This window comes from Nocardia rhizosphaerihabitans (genome assembly GCF_014646295.1).
GTDB lineage: Bacteria > Actinomycetota > Actinomycetes > Mycobacteriales > Mycobacteriaceae > Nocardia > Nocardia rhizosphaerihabitans.
Genome location: NZ_BMNE01000006.1, coordinates 251,544 through 268,286, shown reverse-complemented (window position 1 = coordinate 268,286; position 16,743 = coordinate 251,544). Strand labels below are relative to the sequence as shown.

Sequence of the window (16,743 nt, the reverse complement as noted above, 5' to 3'; positions counted from 1 at the left end):
AGCCTCCCCCAGACAGGTCAGACCCTCGATCGTGTGGCTCAACGTCAGCTACCTTCCGTTCCTGCGGGCACATACAGGTGCCGCTTCGATATGTACTGCACCACGCCGTCGGGGACGAGGTACCAGACCGGCCGACCCTCCGCGGCGCGGCGGCGGCATTCGCTCGACGAGATGGCCAGCGCGGGGATCTCGATCATCGTCACGGCATCGGCGGGCAGGTCCCGCAGATGCTCCTCGAGATGGTCGGTGTTCAGCTCGTACCCCGGACGGCTCACCCCGACGAACTTCGCCAGTTCGAACAGTTCGGTCCAATCCTGCCATGTCAGGATGTTGGCCAGCGCGTCCGCACCGGTGATGAAGTACAGCTCGGCGTCGGGATGAGCGCTCTGCATCTCGCGCAGGGTGTCGACCGTGTAGGTGACCTTGTTGCGTTCGATGTCGGCCCGGCTGACCGAGAACCTGGGGTTGGACGCGGTGGCGATGACCGTCATCAGATACCGGTCCTCGGCGGGGCTGACCTGTTTGTTCACCTTCTGCCACGGCTGACCGGTCGGAACGAAGATGACCTCGTCGAGCTCGAACCGATTCGCGACCTCGCTGGCCGCGACCAGGTGGCCGTGGTGAACGGGGTCGAAGGTGCCGCCCATGACGCCGAGCTTGCGGCGCGGCCGAGCTGTTTCGTGCATGAGGTCCGAGCTTAACGGGACTGTCACCGTCCGAGCGGACCGGACCGCTCCGTGGCAGCTCGGCGTCAGCACGGACCCGACGCCTGCGCGCACATCTGCGCGAACTGGGCGCGGGTGCGGTCCAGCTCATCGGCGATGTGCGGGCCCGGATCGGTGGCGAGCCGGCCGTTCAGTTCGGCCATCAGGACGTCGATCGTGACCCACCACGGCCCACGGACCCGGCCTCGCGGTCCGCGCAGCTGTAACCAGGCCGCCGCGCGGAGGCAGCGGGCACGCGGCACGATCTTGCCCAGCTCGCCCCACAGGCCCGCGGCCCGCAGGTAGCCGCCCAGCGCGGCGGATTCCTGCCCGCAACATTCCCGGGCCACGGCCGCCGACCACACCAGATCGGCGTGGCGATGCCGCTGCGTGGCCGAACCGGCGAGCAGCCGCGCCGCCTCGGTGAACTGCCAGGCGGCCTGGCGGTGCCTGCCGAGCCGGAGCAGCGACTCGGCGAACTCGGCGCGGACCAGCGCGAGCTCGCCGGACGGGTAGCCGGCGCCGCCGCTCAGCAAGGGCCGGTCGAAGGCGGTGACGGCCTCCACGTGCTTGCCCGCCCGATGCCAGGCCCGGCCCGCGACCAGCCACAGGTGTGCGGAGTCGGCCGCCGAGATGGGGTGCCAGCACGCGGCGGCCGAGGCGGCTGCCCTGGCCACATCGCGGTCGCGGCCCGGTTGGGCGGCGACCGCGGTGACCAGCCGGGTGCGCAACTCGGCGAGTTCTCGGCCACCGATTTCGCCGAAGCCGACGACCAGCGCGCGGCGCAACTGCTCTTCGGCGGCGGCGGGCGCGTCTGCCAGCCGGGCTGCCGCGATACCGGCCAGCCTGCGCGCAGCCCGCGCTCCGGAACCAGGGGGCAGGTGCCCGGCCTGCACAGGCTCGCCGGACACCACGGCCCGACCGCGACTGTCAAGTGTCGGCCCCGGCCCGTGTCCCTCCCCCTGCGCCTGCCCCTGCGCCTGCCCCTGGGCCTGGGCTGCATTGCCGCTGCGGGCTGCCGCCCCGAACCCGTCCGCGACGACGGGTTCCGCTGCTGCACAGGCACTCTCGTCGGACGATGGATCAATCACCAGGCGAACCACATCCACCGCGCGACGGCTCGGGCCCGCCGCGCTGTCACCCTGTCCGAGACCCGTCGGTCGGACCGCTCGTCGTCGCGCGACGCCCCTGCCAGCATGGCGGTGATCTTGGTGGGCAGACCATGTAAGCGGCTTAACGTCCGCTGAAACCGTCAGACCTTGGGGCGCTTGGACTTCGGGAGCTTGGCGACGATGGCGTCGTAGGAGGCGTCGATCAGCTCGCGCAGTTCGTCGGGCGGGACGGCGCCGTCGACGGTGATGCTGTTCCAGCCGTAGCGCCCGATATAGGCGGAAGCGCTGACGTCATCGGGGTAGATGTGGACCAGTTCGTCGGCCTCGCCGCGGTCGCGCCCGCATTTGAGCCCGATCGACGTGCCCTCCCCGAGGAAAGCGAAGATCTTGTCGCCCACCTTGACGACGACGTCGCCCTCCCACGGTTCGTCTTGCCAGGCACCGGGTTTGGCCAGGCAGTAGGTCAGCAGATCCTCGCTCATCACCAGCTCCTTCAGACGGGCAACAACCGGGAGACCACGTCGGTCAGCTGCCGGGCGGACCGGCATTCGTGCATCTCGATCACCTCGCCGTACTCGCGGGCCGCCGAATCGCCGGTACCCCACAGGTTGCGCGGTTCGGGATTGAGCCAGTGCGCGTGCCGGGCGGTGTCGACCAGCTGCCGCAGGGTGTCCAGCTGCGGATTGCGGTAGTTGGTGCGGCCGTCGCCGAGCACCAGCAGGGAACTGCGGCTGGTGACCGCGTCACCGAAGTTGTCGGCGAAGGTGGTCAGCGCCTGGCCGTAGTCGGAGTGCCCGTCGGCGTCGATGATCCGCGACTCGGTGAAGATCCTGGTCAGCACGTTGTCGAGGCCCGCGTACGGGTCGAAGAAGGTGGTGACTTCGTCGGTGCGGTCGACGAAGGCGAAGATCCTGACCCGGGAGAACTGCTCGCGCAGCGCGCTGACGAGCAGCATGGTGAAGTTCGAGAATCCGGCGACCGAGCCCGAGATGTCGCACAGCAGAACCAGTTCCGGGCGGCCGGGCCGGGGCTTGCGGTTCACCAGGTCGATCGGCACGCCGCCGGTGGACATCGAGGCCCGCAAAGTTTTGCGCAGATCGATCTCGCCGCGGCGGGCCTTCTTGCGCCGCACCGCGAGGCGGGAGGCGAGGATCCGGGCCAGCCGCTGGCTGCCGCGCCGCAATTCGACCAGTTCCCGCTCGGAAGCCCGCAGGAAGTCGGCGTCCTCGGCCTGGCGGGCGACGCCGTAGGTGGCGACGCGTTCGCGCCCGATCTGTTCGGCGACCCGGCGGTTGGTCTCGGCTTCCACACTCGCCCGGAAGCCGGCGATTCGTTCCCGGACGATCCGCTGCGCGACCTCGGTATCGCGGTCGCTCGCATCCGGCGGCAGCGCCAAGCCCGCCAGCACCCGGGACAGTAGGGTTTGTGGCGCAAGGTCTTTCAACGCCTGATACGCCGAGAACGATGGTCCGCGCGCCGACTGGTACTGGCCCAGCTGTTCGACGATCTGCCCGGCCAGCAACTGCAACTGGGCGCCGCTGTCCTCGGCGGTGAGCAGTTCGGCCAGTTGTTCCCGCAGGGCGGGCAGGTCGACCTGGCCGTCCGGGGTGCGCGGCAGGTCGGCGGCCTCGGCGCTGCGCTCCCCCACCGCGACCGGGAACCACAGGTCGAACAGACCGTCGAAGGTGCGCCGGTGGGTGGGACGGCGCAGCAGTGCGCACGCCAGCCCCTCGCGCACCGACTCGCGATCGAGCAGGTCCAGCACGGTGAGCACCCGGCCCGCATCGACGGTTTCCGAGGGCCCGACCGGCACGCCGCGGGCCCGCAGCGCCGCGACGAACCCGGCGACGTGCCCGCCGAGTCCGTGCGGGCCAAACGCGGTCATCTCAGGCCAGCTTCAGCTCGGCCAGCGCGCGCTGGTGGTCGCTGCGATGCTTGAGCACCACGCCGAGCGTGGCGCGCACCGTCGCGTCGTCGAGATCCGCGGCTCCCAGCGCGAGCAGCGTGTGACCCCAGTCGATCGATTCGGCCACCGACGGCAGCTTCTTGAGCTGCATCCCGCGCAGGACGTGCACGATCCGCACCAGCTGCTCGGCCACCGTCGCCGACAGCTCCGGCACCCGGCTGGCCAGGATGCGGCGCTCGAGCTCCTCGTCGGGGAAGTCCAGGTGCAGGTACAGACAGCGGCGCTTGAGCGCCTCGGACAGCTCACGGGTGGCGTTCGAGGTGAGCACGACGAACGGTTTGCGGGTCGCGGTGATGGTGCCCAGTTCCGGGACGGTCACCGCGAAATCGCTGAGTACCTCGAGCAGCAGGCCCTCGATCTCGACATCGGCCTTGTCGGTCTCGTCGATCAGCAGCACCGTCGGCTCGCTGCGCCGGATGGCGGTGAGCAGCGGGCGCGAGAGCAGGAATTCCTCGGTGAAGACGTCGGCTTTGGTTTCGGCCCAATCGTTCTCACTCGACGCCTGGATCCGCAGGATCTGCTTGGCGTGGTTCCACTCGTAGAGTGCGCGTGCCTCGTCGACGCCTTCGTAGCACTGCAGCCGGACCAGCTCGGCCCCGGCGACCTGGGCCACCGCGCGCGAGAGCTCGGTCTTGCCGACACCGGCGGGACCTTCGATGAGCAGGGGCTTGCCCAGCCGGTCGGCCAGGAAGACCGAGGTGGCCGTGGCCTTGTCGGCCAGGTAGCCGGTCTCGGCCAGCCGGGAGATGACGTCGTCGACCGAAGTGAAGATCGGTTCTTGTACCAGTGTCACGATCACACCGGCCGAGTCTGGCCGTCGCCCCACACGATCCACTTGGTGGAGGTGAGTTCGGGCAGTGCCATCGGGCCGCGGGCGTGCAGCTTCTGGGTGGAGATACCGATCTCGGCGCCGAAGCCGAACTGCTCACCGTCGGTGAAGGCGGTGGACGCGTTCACCATCACCGCGGCCGCGTCGACGCGGGAGGTGAACTCCCTGGCGGCGGCCAGGTCGGCGGTGACGATGGCCTCGGTGTGGCCGGTGCCCCAGGTGTTGATGTGCTCGACGGCGGCGTCGAGACCGTCGACGACCTTCAGCGCGATGTCCATGGTGAGGTACTCCTCACCCCAGTCGGCGTCGGTCGCCGGGACCTGACCGGGCAGGTCGCCGTGGATGGTGACGCCAGCGTCCTCGAGCGCCTTGCTCAGGCGCGGCAGCGCGGTCTCGGCGACCGCCGCGTCGATGAGCACGGTCTCGGCCGCGTTGCAGACGCTGGGGCGGCGGGTCTTGGCGTTGAGCAGGATGGCCTCGGCCATGTCCAGGTCGGCGGCGGCGTGCACGTAGACGTGGCAGTTGCCGGTGCCGGTCTCGATGGTCGGCACCTGGGCGTCGCGCACGACCGTGTTGATCAGGCCTGCGCCGCCGCGCGGGATGACCACGTCGACGAGGCCGCGGGCCTGGATCAGGTGGGTGACGCTGGAGCGGTCGTTGCTGGGCAGCAGCTGCACCGCGTCGGCCGGGATGCCCTGGGCGACAAGGGCTTCGCGCAGCACCTCGACCAGGGTGGCGTTGGAGTTCGCCGCCGAGGAGGAGCCGCGCAGCAGGGCCGCGTTGCCCGACTTGAGCGCGAGACCGAACGCGTCGACGGTGACGTTTGGCCTGGCCTCGTAGACCATGCCGACCACGCCGAGCGGCACGCGGGTCTGGCGGATCTCGAGCCCGTTGGGCAGCGTGGAACCGCGGACGACGCCGCCGACCGGATCGGGCAGCCCGGCGACCTGGCGCAGGCCCGAGGCGATGCCGTCGATGCGCTCCTTGGTCAGCCGCAGGCGGTCGAGCAGGTTCTCCTCGGTGCCTGCGGCCTGCGCGGTCGCGATGTCGGCGGCATTGGCCGCCAGGACACGATCGGCGGCGCCGAGCAGCGCGTCGGCCGCCGCGTGCAGTGCGTCGTTCTTCTGCGCCGTGGTCAGCTGAGCCAGCACGCGGGACGCGACGCGAGCCCTGCGGGCGGCGTCGTGCACCGCTGCGCGGATGTCGAGCTCGGGGGTCACTTCTACCGTCATGGGTATCAGCGTACGCAGTGCGGCTGTCCCGCTCGCCGCCACCCGGACCCCGGAATACGGCTCCGACCGGCGGCGGGACCGAGTTGTCCACAGGATTTCGCGCCGCCGCCGGACTTGTCCACAGGTCACGCCGCGCTCGCCACCCGAAATCGCCGCCGACCGTACAGTCGCCGCTAGATTTGCCGCCATGGACTCCGCCGCATCCACCGTCGTCGTGCTGGGCAGCGTCAACATGGATCTGGTCACCACCACGGCGCACCGCCCCGCACCGGGCGAGACCGTGCTCGGGTCCGGTTTCGCGACCGTCCCCGGCGGCAAGGGCGCGAACCAGGCGATCGCGGCAGCCCGCTCCGGCGCACGGGTGCGATTCCTCGGCGCGATCGGTGCCGACGCGTTCGGGACCACTCTGCGATCCACACTGGCCGAGGCCGGTGTCGACACCGCGCTGCTGCGCACGGTCGAGGGCCCCAGCGGCGTGGCGACGATCGTCGTCGACGAGTCCGGCGAGAACAGCATCATCGTCGTCGCGGGCGCGAACGGCCGGGTGACCGACCTGACCGAAGACGAACTCGTGGCGATCGCGGCCGCCGACATCCTGCTGTGCCAGTTGGAGATTCCGCTCGACACGGTGGCCGCCGCCGCCCGGCACGCCCGCGCCTCGGGCACGATCGTCGCGCTCAATCCCTCACCCGTGCAACCGCTGCCCGCTGCTCTGTGGGCCGACGTGGACCTGGCCATCGTGAATTCCCTGGAGTCCGACCGGTATTCGGCCGAACTGAACCAGGTACCGCACGTAGTGCGAACCCTCGGCGGCGACGGTGCGGTGTATCGAGCCGGCGACGGCACCGAGTTCGCGGTCGCCGGGCGCCCGGTCGATGTCGTCGACACCACCGGCGCGGGCGACGCCTTCACCGGCGCCCTCGTCGCCACCTGGGCAATCGGGCCGCACGCCGCGGTGACCTGGGCCAATGCCGCCGGTGCGGTGGCGACCACCCGTCTCGGCGCCAGCTCATCGATCCCCGGCCGCGCCCGGATCGAGCTCGCGCTCGCCGCGGACTGATCGGTTCGGTCCTGCGGTTCGCGTAGCTCCCCTGCCGCGCGGTGCACGCCGTCCGATGCCCGACGCGACCCGGCAAAATTCACGTGCGCGGCACGGTTCACGGTCCTACCGTTGGTAGTACAAAAAGGAAAGGACCGACCATGTTTCCCGTCGAGCTGCGCGGCACCCGAGCGCAGACGCTCATGTGGGCCAACGAGCACGAGATCGAGCAGTCCGCGCTGCGTCAGCTCCGCAATATCGCGGAACTGAAATGGGTGTATGGATTGCGCGTGATGCCCGATGTGCACCTGGGTAAAGGGGCAACGGTGGGGTCGGTCATCGCGATGCGGGACGCGGTCGCGCCCGCCGCGGTCGGTGTGGATATCGGCTGTGGCATGGAGAGCGTCAAGACCGGGTTGACTGCATCGGATCTGCCCGACGACCTGCGGTCGCTGCGGTCGAGGATCGAGCGGGCGGTGCCCGTGGGGTTCAACGCGCACAAGGAGGCGGTGAACGTCGGTGCGCTGCATGCCGGTTCGCACGGGCAGTCGGCCCGGACGAAGGGCTGGGACCGGTTCTGGCGTGGGTTCCGCGACCTGCATCCGGGTGTGTCGTCGTTGGAGTCCAAGGCGCACAAGCAGATCGGGTCGCTTGGGTCGGGCAATCACTTCATCGAGGTCTGCCTCGACCAGGAAGACGCGGTGTGGATTCTGCTGCACTCCGGGTCGCGCAATATCGGCAAGGAGCTGGCGGAGCGGCATATGGCGGTGGCGCGGGCGTTGCCGCACAACCAGTCGCTGCCCGATCGCGATCTGGCCGTATTCCTTTCGGGAACACCGGAAATGGACGCCTACCGGCGTGACCTCACCTGGGCGCAGGAATACGCCGCGCGTAATCGCGCGGTGATGCTGTCGCTGGTGTGCCGGGCGGTGCGCGACGAATTCGCAGGCCGCGACGTGCGTTTCGACGAGCCGATTTCCTGCCACCACAACTATGTGTCGGAGGAGATCATCGACGGCATGCCGATGCTGGTGACGCGGAAGGGCGCGGTGCGGGCGGGCGTGGGTGATCTCGCGTTGATTCCCGGATCGATGGGGACGCGGTCGTATGTGGTGCGCGGCAAGGGGAATCCGGCTTCGTTCCAGTCGGCGTCGCACGGCGCGGGGCGGCGGTTGAGCCGGACCGCGGCCAAGAAGCAGTTCACCGTCGCGGATCTGGTCGCCCAGACCGAGGGCGTTGAGTCGCGCAAGGACGCGGGCGTGGTCGACGAGATCCCGGCCGCGTACAAGGACATCGACGAGGTGATCGCGGCCCAGGCCGACCTGGTCGACGTGGTGGCGACGCTGCGTCAGGTCCTCTGTGTGAAGGGTTGAGTCATCGTCGGCGCAGGGTGCCCGCCACCCCCGCGCCGACGAGCAACAGCCCGAGGACGAAGGTGAAGCCGCTGGTGATCCACGCATTGAGCGCGATGTGCAGCTCATCGGTCATCAGCGGCAGATCCCCCACCAGCCGCCAGGTGCTCTCCGGCGATACGAAGTAGATCAGTCCAGGCAGCACACCCCAGACCAGCCCGGCCAGGACCGTCGCGATCGGCGTGAACCCCGCGAGCGCGCTGACCAGCAACAACAGCAGCGCACCCGCGATGATCTGCAGAGTCGAGCCGATCCGATCGGCGGCGTCACCGAGGATCACCCAGCGACTGGTGTCCAGCGCACCATGCGCGGCCAACGCCATACCGACGGGTGTCACAACCAACGCGAGAAAAGCACCTGCCACCGTGCGAGACGCTCCCGAATTCGTCCGGAACTGCGACCCGGGCGGCGTCCATCCAGCAGGCGGATCAAATCTGTTCGCCATGGAGCCCCTCCGGCAATCCGGTAACTCGCCCTATTGTCCTCCCCTACCCGGCATTTCGCAGAACGAATGCCTTATCCCATGCCGCACCGCCCATGCTGCCGACAGGTCTCGCAAGGACATGGGTTAATCCCCGGGCACGGGCTTACCAAGCCACCACCCCACCGGCGGCCGCCTGCCTCCGCCACCCCCAGCTCTGGCCTGAATCACGGAGAGCCGGGACTGTCTGTACCGGTGATCAAACCTGTCGGTGGGGTCGGGCAGCATGGTGCCCATGACCTCAGCGACCGGCAACGACGTGCTCGACCTGACGGCTCCCGACCTGCGCGAACGCGCCGAGGAGTTGTTGCGGGAGCTGGCCGGCCCCGAGGCGCGGTTGCGGGAGGACCAGTGGACCGCGATCGAGGCGCTGGTGGTGCAGCGCAGGCGGGCGCTGGTGGTGCAGCGGACCGGCTGGGGTAAGTCGGCGGTGTACTTCATCGCGGCGAAGCTGCTGCGTCGTGCCGGGCGGGGTCCGACGGTGATCGTGTCGCCGCTGCTGGCGTTGATGCGCAACCAGGTGGCGGCCGCCGAGCGGGCCGGGGTGGTGGCGGACACGATCAACTCGGGCAATGTCACCGAGTGGGACGAGATCCATCAGCGGGTGGCCGACGGCGAGGTCGACGTGCTGCTGGTGAGCCCGGAACGGTTGAACAACCCCGACTTTCGCGATCAGGTGCTGCCGCGGCTGGCCGCCGACGCCGGGCTGGTGGTGATCGATGAGGCGCACTGTGTGTCGGACTGGGGGCACGATTTCCGGCCCGACTATCGCCGCATCCGAACGCTGATCGCCGATCTCGGCTCCGATGTTCCGGTGCTGGCGACCACCGCGACCGCCAACGACCGGGTGGTCACCGATGTGGCGGGACAGATCGGTACCGACACGCTGGTGTTGCGCGGCACGCTGGACCGCGAGTCGCTGCATCTGTCGGTGGTGCGGTTCGACGATGCCGTGCAGCGCACCGCCTGGCTGGGCGGGCAGCTCGACCGGCTGCCCGGGTCGGGCATCATCTACTGCCTCACGGTGGCCGCCGCGCACGATCTGGCCGATGTGCTGAATTCGCACGGTCACACCGTCGCCGCCTATACCGGACAGACCGACCCGGCCGAACGCGAAGTGCTCGAGGGCGCCCTGCTGAACAACGAGGTCAAGGCGCTGATCGCGACCTCGGCGCTGGGTATGGGCTTCGACAAGCCCGATCTCGGGTTCGTGGTGCACGTCGGCGCGCCGTCGTCCCCCATCGCCTACTACCAGCAGGTCGGCCGTGCCGGTCGCGGTACCGAGCGGGCCGAGGTGGTGTTGCTGCCCGGCGCGGAGGACGCTCGGATCTGGAGTTACTTCGCCTCGGTGGCGTTCCCGCGTGAGCACATCGTGCGCGCGGTGCTGGCCGCCCTCGACACCGATCGGCCGATGTCGACGATCGCGCTGGAACCGCTCGTCGAGCTGAACCGGTCGCGGCTGGAGATGGTGCTGAAGGTGCTCGACGTCGACGGTGCGGTGCGCCGGGTGCGTGGCGGCTGGCTGTCCACCGGCGAACCGTGGACCTATGACACCGAGCGCTACGAGCGCCTCGCCGCTGCCCGCGATACCGAGCAGCAGGCGATGATCGACTACCAGGCGACCACGGCCTGCCGGATGACATTCCTGCGCCGCCAGCTCGACGACCCCGGTCTCGGCGCGCTCGACGCCGCCACCCCCGACTGCGGGCGCTGCGACAACTGCACCGGCACCCGTCCCGACACCACCGTCGACGAGGCCGCCGTCGCCGCCACCCGGGCCAGGCTGGATCGCCCCGGCCTCGACCTGGCGCCGCGCAAGCAGTGGCCAACGGGCATGGCGAAACTGGGAATCCCGTTGTCCGGCAAGATCTCCGCGGGCGCCGACACCGGCCGCGTCCTCGGCAGGCTCACCGACCTCGGCTGGGGTCAGCGCCTGCGCGCCCTGCTCGACGGCCCCGACGCCCCGGTGCCCGACGCCGTCTTCGACGCGTGCATCGCCGTGCTGCGCGACTGGAACTGGGCCACCCGCCCGACCTCGGTCCTGGCCCTGGAATCGCCCCGCTATCCCCAGCTCACCGCGAGCCTGGCAGCCCGGCTCGCGCAGATCGGGCGGCTGGACAACCTGGGCATCCTGCACACCAGGCCGGACCGGCCGCCGGTCTCGGCGGCGAACTCCGCCCACCGGGTGGCCGGCCTGTTCGACTCGTGGGAGGTGCCCGACCTCACCGGTGTCGAGGGCCCGATCCTGCTGGTCGACACCCTCACCGACACCGGCTGGACCATGACCGTCGCCGCCCACGCCCTGCGCACCAGCGGCGCGGACGCCGTCCTGCCGTTCGCACTCGCAACCCCGACCTGATCCCCGTCGCCTGCTCCGGCGGGACCGCCGCGATCCTGGACGCCGCGAGCCGACGTGGCGCCGCGAAGGCCCGCCGACCTCAGGGTCTGCCGCGCCCCCTCCCCGACCCTTCCCACTTCCCGTAAACTCAGTGCGTCCGTGCAGGTCAATCGGCCGACGATGGAGTCGTCATGACGTCCACAGCACTGAAGAAGATCCCCCCGCTGCCCGTGCTCCGCGCGATCGACCGGGTGCGTGACGCGCTCGGCGGTCTGCATCGGAAGCTGGTGCCCGGCCACATCGCGCTGCTGGATCTGCAGATCGCCGGATTCCTCTCCCAGGCCATCAGCACCGCCGCCGAGCTCGGGATCGCCGACGAGCTGGCCGAGGGCCCGCGCACGGCCGCCCAGCTGGCGCGTGCGGTCGACGTCGACGAGGAGGGTATGCGCAGGCTGATGCGGCTGCTGGTGAGCTACGACGTGTTCGCCCAGCGGCGCGACGGCACCTACACGCTCACCCGCATCGGTGACGCGCTGCGCAGCGATGCCGAGGTGACCCTGCGTGATCTGTCCCGGTTCTTCGGCTCGCAGTTCCACCGCAACCACTGGACCCATCTCACCGACGCGGTGCGCACCGGCGAACCCGTCGGCCGGAACTTGGACGGGTCGAACTTCTTCGAGTACGCGGCGGTGAACCGCGAGGTCGGCGAGTTGTTCGATCGCGCGATGACCAGCGTGAGCACGCTGTCGATCGAACCGCTGCTCACCGCCTACGATTTCGGCCGGTTCGGCACGCTCGTCGATGTCGGCGGCGGGCGCGGCAGCCTGCTGATCGAGATCCTCGGCCGGTATCCGACGACACGTGGCATCGTGTTCGACCTGCCGAACGTGGTCGACGACCTGAACGCCGACCTCGCCGCCGTTGGCCTCGCGCAACGATGCGCGGTGGAGAGCGGGTCGTTCTTCGCGGAGGTGCCCCAGGGCGGTGACGCCTACCTGCTCAAACACATCCTGCACGACTGGTCCGACGAGCAGGCCGAGCAGATCCTGCGCACCGTGCGCGCCGCGATGAGCCGCTCGGCGACCTTGCTGGTGATCGAACTGGTGCTGCCGGATCATCAGCGTCCGCATCCGGGCAAGTTCATCGATCTGGAGATGCTGGTGAACACCGAGGGCGGCCACGAGCGCACCGAGAAGCAGTTCCGCGACCTGCTGGCGCGCTGCGGGTTCACGCTTCGGCGCACGGTGGAAACGGCGGCGCCCGATTGCGTGCTGGAGGCCGTCCCCCGCTGACTCCCCTCCTCGACACGCCGCCGTCGATTGTGGGTGCGACCGGCCACCAGTGTTTGAATGCGGCTATGACCAGGACCTCATTTGCTCGATCCCTGATGGCCGTCGCCGCGGGCTGTGCGGCCGGATTCACCCTGTCGACCGCTCCCGCCCAGGCGTCGAACGAGAACCCGCTCGACTGCGCCGGTGTGCCGGGCGCCCAGGCCGCCGCCGATCGCGAGAGCGCGCGGCGCGGCATCGCGATCACCCCGCTGTGCTTCAGCGGCGGCCTCTACAGCAACATCCACGCGGGTATCCCGCTGGCGGTGCTGAACCCGCTGACCATGCCGGGCACCGCGAGCGTGTGCATCGACGAACGCGGAACCGTCGAGGCCGCAGCCAAATTCGAATGGACCGAGCAGGTCCACGTGATGCCGATGTGCATCCAGAACCGGGCGTTCGGGGTCTACGAGCTGTAGTTTCGCACCGCGCGCGAGCGGTCCGCACGGAGTCGATCCGTGCGGACCTTTTTTGACTCTTGCCCTATACGTATACATCTACTTATAGTGAGACGGACGGGACGCAGAGTCGCCGCACAACCGCACATCGACCACGACGACGAGCCGAAGCAAGGGGCTCGCCGCTCGTACACCCATGCCCATATGCGCACGCACTTATCGAATTGGAGTGATCAATGACCACCGAAACGCACACCGAGGCACCCGCGATCGTGGACACCGTCAAGCCCACCGCGGACGGATTCGGTCCGATCGTCGTGAAGGTCGGCCCCGGTGGCGGGCGCACCCAGCGATTCACCGGACGCAAGGTCGGCGAGTCACGGCAGGTGACCAGGAAGGCCGTCGAGGTCGTCCGGGTGTTCCTCACCCACAAGGGCAACTACGTGGTGCAGAAGCAGATCGCCGAGTGGTCGGAGTTCTCGCTGCCCGAGAACTGGACCAGGGACTGGAAGAACTGGCGCGCGATGGTCGGCATCGGGGAGCAGGACTGGGGTGATTTCACCGTCGAGGTGGTCGATTCGCTCGAAGCGCTGCGCGATCAAGTCCCGCCGAAGGTCTACCTGACGATCGTCGACCGTGTCAGCCACCCGCTGATCCAAGACCTCGACATCTGACTTCCAGGCCCGGAAAGGACCTCCCACCATGTTCGCAAGACTGGGGCGCGTCGTCGTCCACCATCCGTGGAAAGTGATCGGCCTGTGGGTGATCGCGATCGTCGCCGTGCTGTCGACGGCGCCCGCGCTCACCGCGACCACCGACCAATCCGAGTTCCTGCCTTCGCATTACGAGTCGATTCAGGCGATGAAGCTGCAGGAGCAGGCATTTCCGCAGCACGCCGCGCCCGCCGCGCTCATCGTGGCGGTGCGGGCCGACGGCGCGGCGCTGACCGAGGCAGACTCGGCGACGGTCAGCGCGGCCGCCGCCGCGCTCACCGCGCAGAACATCAAGGGTGTCACCGGAATCCAGGTGACACCACCGTCGGAGAACCGCCTGGTCCAGGTCATCGCGGTGCAGATGACCAAGCTGACCGACGCCGCCGACAAGACGCAAGGCGAGGCGGTCAAGAGCCTGCGCGAGCACCTGAGGGAGCAGGTGCGTGACACCGGATTGAAGGCAGGCATCACCGGCACGGCGGCGCAGACCCTCGATCAGACCGAGCAGGGCGAGAAGGGCATGGCGATCATCGGCATCGCCACGATCGTGCTGATCCTGGTGCTGTTGCTGATCATCTTCCGCAGCCCGGTCATCGCGCTGCTGCCGGTGGTCACCATCGGCGCGATCTCGAGCACGGTCGGCGGCCTGATCGCCATGGCCGCCAAGGCTTTCGACCTCGAGATCGATACCTCGGTGAACTCGATCCTGCTGGTCGTGCTGTTCGGTGTCGGCACCGACTACATCCTGTTCCTGATGTTCCGCTACCGGGAACGGCTGCGGGCCGGCGACGATCCGAAGACCGCGATGGTCAACGCCGTCGCCAAGGTCGGCGAGGCCGTCACGTCGGCGGCGGCCGCGGTGATCATCGCGTTCATGGCGCTGACGCTGTCGAGCCTCGGGATGTTCCGGGCGCTGGGCCCCGCACTGGCGATCGCGGTCGCGGTGGCCCTGCTGGCCGGGCTCACGCTGGTGCCCGCGATCGTCTCGCTGCTGGGCACCAAGGTGTTCTGGCCGTCGAAGGCCTGGCAGATCGAGCCGAAGGGCGCCCGGTTCGGTGCGATCGGCGCGGCGATGGGCAGGCGGCCCGGCGTATTCGCCGTCGCTTCCGGTGGCGTGCTGGTGGCACTCGGGGTGTTCGCGGTCGGCTTCAACCCGACCTTCGATCTGAGTTCGGGCTCCACCACCGACGCCTCGGAATCGGTGGCCTTCACCACCGAGCTGCTCGAGGGGATGCCCGCGGGGGCGACGCAACCGTCGGATGTGTTGCTGCAGTCGGCAGCTCCGCTGGCCGAAGACCAGCTGGCGACCTATCGCACGGTGCTGACCCAGGTCGACGGTGTCGGCCAGGTCGGGCAGGCGCAGCTCTCGGCGGACCGGACGATCGCGAACTTCCAGGTGACGCTGGCGAACGCACCGGAATCCGATGCCGCGCTCGACACGGTGGCCGGCCCGCTGCGTGAGGTCGCCCACCAGGCGGCGCCCGCGGGAGCGACGGCGGCGGTCGGTGGCATGACCGCGGTGTACGTCGACTTCGAGGACGCGATGAATCACGACTACCGGATCGTTTTCCCGGTGGCCGCGATCCTGATCATGCTGGTGCTGGCGCTGCTGCTGCGCAGCCTCGTCGCACCCTGGTACCTGATGGCCTCGGTGTTCCTCGGTTTCGCCGCGACTCTCGGCGCGACGGTGCTGGTCTTCCAGCAGATCCAGGGCCAGCACGGGCTGATCTTCACGCTGCCGGTGATCATGTACCTGTTCGTCGTCGCGCTGGGCACCGACTACAACATCCTGATGGTCGCCCGGTTGCGGGAGGAAGCCCGTGCGGGGCACACGCCCCGCGAGGCGGCGGCGCTGGCCGTGCGGCACACCGGGCCGACGGTGGCCGCAGCCGGTCTCATCCTGGCGGGCACCTTCGCCTCGATGATGCTGGCGGGCAACAGCACCCTGTCGCAGATGGGCTTCGCCATCTCGGTGGGCATCGCGATCGCCGCGTTCGTGATGGCGCTGTTCTTCACCCCGGCGGTCACGGCGCTGCTCGGGCGCCGCGCCTGGTGGCCGGGACACGGTGGCGACAGCGACGAGGAACGCTCGCCCCGGTGGGCGGAGTACTCCTACGCCGAGAGCTACTACACGCCCCCGGCACAGAGCCGCCAGGGCTGACAAACCCTCCCACCGCAGGTCCGCTCCCCCGCCGGGAGCGGGCCTGCTCGTCTATCGTTGCGCAGGTGGCCAAGTCTGCGACACCGGCGGTCGAGCTGGCGGTGGGTGAGCACACGGTGCGGGTCAGCAACCCGGACCGGGTGTACTTCCCCGAGCTCGGCGCGACCAAGCTCGACCTGGTGCAGTACTACCTGAGCGTGGGTGACGGGATCGTCAACGCGCTGCGGGACCGGCCGTGCATGCTGCACCGGTTCCCGAAGGGCCTGCCCGGCGGGAAGGTCCATCAGAAGCGGTTGCCCGGCGGCGCCCCCGACTGGATTTCGACTGTGCGCGTGTACTTTCCGCGCTACGGCAGGCACGCCGACGAACTGTGCGTGCAGAAGCTCGCCGACGTGATCTGGGCGGTGCAGATGTCCACGGTCGAGTTCCATCCGTGGAATTCGCGGGCGAGCGACACCGAATCCCCCGACGAATGGCGCATCGACCTCGACCCCATGCCGGAGTGCCCGTGGCCGCGGGTGCAGCGGGTGGCGGGGGTGGTGCACGAGATCCTCGACGAGCTGGGCGCGGTCGGCTGGCCCAAGACCTCCGGCGGCTCCGGACTGCACGTCTACGTGCGGATCGCCCCCGAATACGGGTTCAAGGAGGTGCGCAGGGCCGCGCTGGCCTTCGCGCAGGAGGTCGAGCGCAGGGCGCCCGAGGACGTGACGACGGCCTGGTGGCGGCGCGATCGCGATCCGGCCCAGCTGTTCGTCGACTACAACCAGAACGCCCGCGACCACACCATCGCCGCCGCCTACTCGGTCCGCGGCGTGCCCGCGGCGACGGTGTCGACCCCGGTGCGCTGGACCGAGATCGACGACATACATCCCCGCGACTTCACCATCGAGACCGTGCCCGCCCGCTACGCCGAACTCGGCGACATCCAGGCGGGCATGGACGACGCCGTTTTCGACATCGCGCCCCTGCTCGAGCTGGCCGACCGCCACGGCATCGACGAGCCCGTCGACCTCGACGAATCGTGAGCGCG

Annotated in this window: 15 protein-coding genes; 8 read left to right on the top strand and 7 right to left on the bottom strand. The window is 69.4% G+C overall.

Going from position 1 to position 16,743, the window contains the following annotated elements; genetic code table 11:
• Positions 1–44 precede the first annotated feature (44 nt).
• From nadD to IEY60_RS25535, 6 genes are all read right to left on the bottom strand, one after another.
• Positions 45–686 carry a nicotinate-nucleotide adenylyltransferase gene (gene nadD, locus IEY60_RS25560; protein WP_189033016.1) on the bottom strand — a complete coding sequence of 214 codons (642 nt, stop codon included), beginning with the start codon at positions 684–686 and terminating at the stop codon, positions 45–47.
• 65 nt (positions 687–751) lie between these two features.
• Complete coding sequence (locus tag IEY60_RS25555) at positions 752–1,615, bottom strand: hypothetical protein (RefSeq protein WP_189033015.1); 864 nt, start codon at positions 1,613–1,615, stop codon at positions 752–754.
• A 341-nt stretch (positions 1,616–1,956) separates the two neighbouring features.
• Entirely contained in the window at positions 1,957–2,298 is a 342-nt protein-coding gene (locus IEY60_RS25550; protein ID WP_189033014.1) for an MmcQ/YjbR family DNA-binding protein, read from the bottom strand.
• An 11-nt stretch (positions 2,299–2,309) separates the two neighbouring features.
• Entirely contained in the window at positions 2,310–3,701 is a 1,392-nt protein-coding gene (locus IEY60_RS25545; RefSeq protein ID WP_189033013.1) for a vWA domain-containing protein, read from the bottom strand.
• Position 3,702: 1 nt separating this feature from the next.
• Positions 3,703–4,581 (bottom strand): AAA family ATPase, encoded by an 879-nt coding sequence (locus IEY60_RS25540; RefSeq protein ID WP_189033012.1) that lies wholly within the window; start codon positions 4,579–4,581, stop codon positions 3,703–3,705.
• Positions 4,578–5,843 (bottom strand): glutamate-5-semialdehyde dehydrogenase, encoded by a 1,266-nt coding sequence (locus IEY60_RS25535; RefSeq protein ID WP_189033011.1) that lies wholly within the window; start codon positions 5,841–5,843, stop codon positions 4,578–4,580. Before IEY60_RS25535 ends, IEY60_RS25540 begins: the two co-directional genes overlap by 4 nt.
• A gap of 187 nt (positions 5,844–6,030) precedes the next feature.
• Between IEY60_RS25535 and IEY60_RS25530 the strand changes: the two genes are divergently transcribed.
• On the top strand, positions 6,031–6,903 hold the full coding sequence (locus IEY60_RS25530; protein ID WP_189033010.1) for a ribokinase: 873 nt from the start codon (positions 6,031–6,033) through the stop codon (positions 6,901–6,903).
• Positions 6,904–7,043: 140 nt separating this feature from the next.
• The gene (locus IEY60_RS25525) at positions 7,044–8,255 is read left to right on the top strand and encodes an RtcB family protein (protein WP_189033285.1); all 1,212 of its coding nucleotides are present in this window, start codon (positions 7,044–7,046) and stop codon (positions 8,253–8,255) included.
• A 1-nt stretch (position 8,256) separates the two neighbouring features.
• Here the strand turns inward: IEY60_RS25525 and IEY60_RS25520 are convergent, their stop codons facing one another.
• The gene (locus IEY60_RS25520; protein WP_229740114.1) at positions 8,257–8,637 is read right to left on the bottom strand and encodes a hypothetical protein; all 381 of its coding nucleotides are present in this window, start codon (positions 8,635–8,637) and stop codon (positions 8,257–8,259) included.
• A gap of 373 nt (positions 8,638–9,010) precedes the next feature.
• Between IEY60_RS25520 and IEY60_RS25515 the strand changes: the two genes are divergently transcribed.
• From IEY60_RS25515 to ligD, 6 genes are all read left to right on the top strand, one after another.
• Positions 9,011–11,134, top strand: coding sequence for a RecQ family ATP-dependent DNA helicase (locus IEY60_RS25515; RefSeq protein WP_229740113.1), 2,124 nt, complete (start codon positions 9,011–9,013; stop codon positions 11,132–11,134).
• A gap of 170 nt (positions 11,135–11,304) precedes the next feature.
• Positions 11,305–12,405 (top strand): methyltransferase, encoded by a 1,101-nt coding sequence (locus IEY60_RS25510; protein WP_189033008.1) that lies wholly within the window; start codon positions 11,305–11,307, stop codon positions 12,403–12,405.
• 65 nt (positions 12,406–12,470) lie between these two features.
• On the top strand, positions 12,471–12,860 hold the full coding sequence (locus tag IEY60_RS25505) for a hypothetical protein (RefSeq protein ID WP_229740112.1): 390 nt from the start codon (positions 12,471–12,473) through the stop codon (positions 12,858–12,860).
• A gap of 215 nt (positions 12,861–13,075) precedes the next feature.
• On the top strand, positions 13,076–13,513 hold the full coding sequence (locus IEY60_RS25500; protein ID WP_189033007.1) for an EXLDI protein: 438 nt from the start codon (positions 13,076–13,078) through the stop codon (positions 13,511–13,513).
• A gap of 28 nt (positions 13,514–13,541) precedes the next feature.
• Positions 13,542–15,713 carry an MMPL family transporter gene (locus IEY60_RS25495; protein WP_189033006.1) on the top strand — a complete coding sequence of 724 codons (2,172 nt, stop codon included), beginning with the start codon at positions 13,542–13,544 and terminating at the stop codon, positions 15,711–15,713.
• A 65-nt stretch (positions 15,714–15,778) separates the two neighbouring features.
• The gene (ligD, locus tag IEY60_RS25490; protein ID WP_189033005.1) at positions 15,779–16,738 is read left to right on the top strand and encodes a non-homologous end-joining DNA ligase; all 960 of its coding nucleotides are present in this window, start codon (positions 15,779–15,781) and stop codon (positions 16,736–16,738) included.
• The last annotated feature ends 5 nt before the right edge of the window (positions 16,739–16,743 follow it).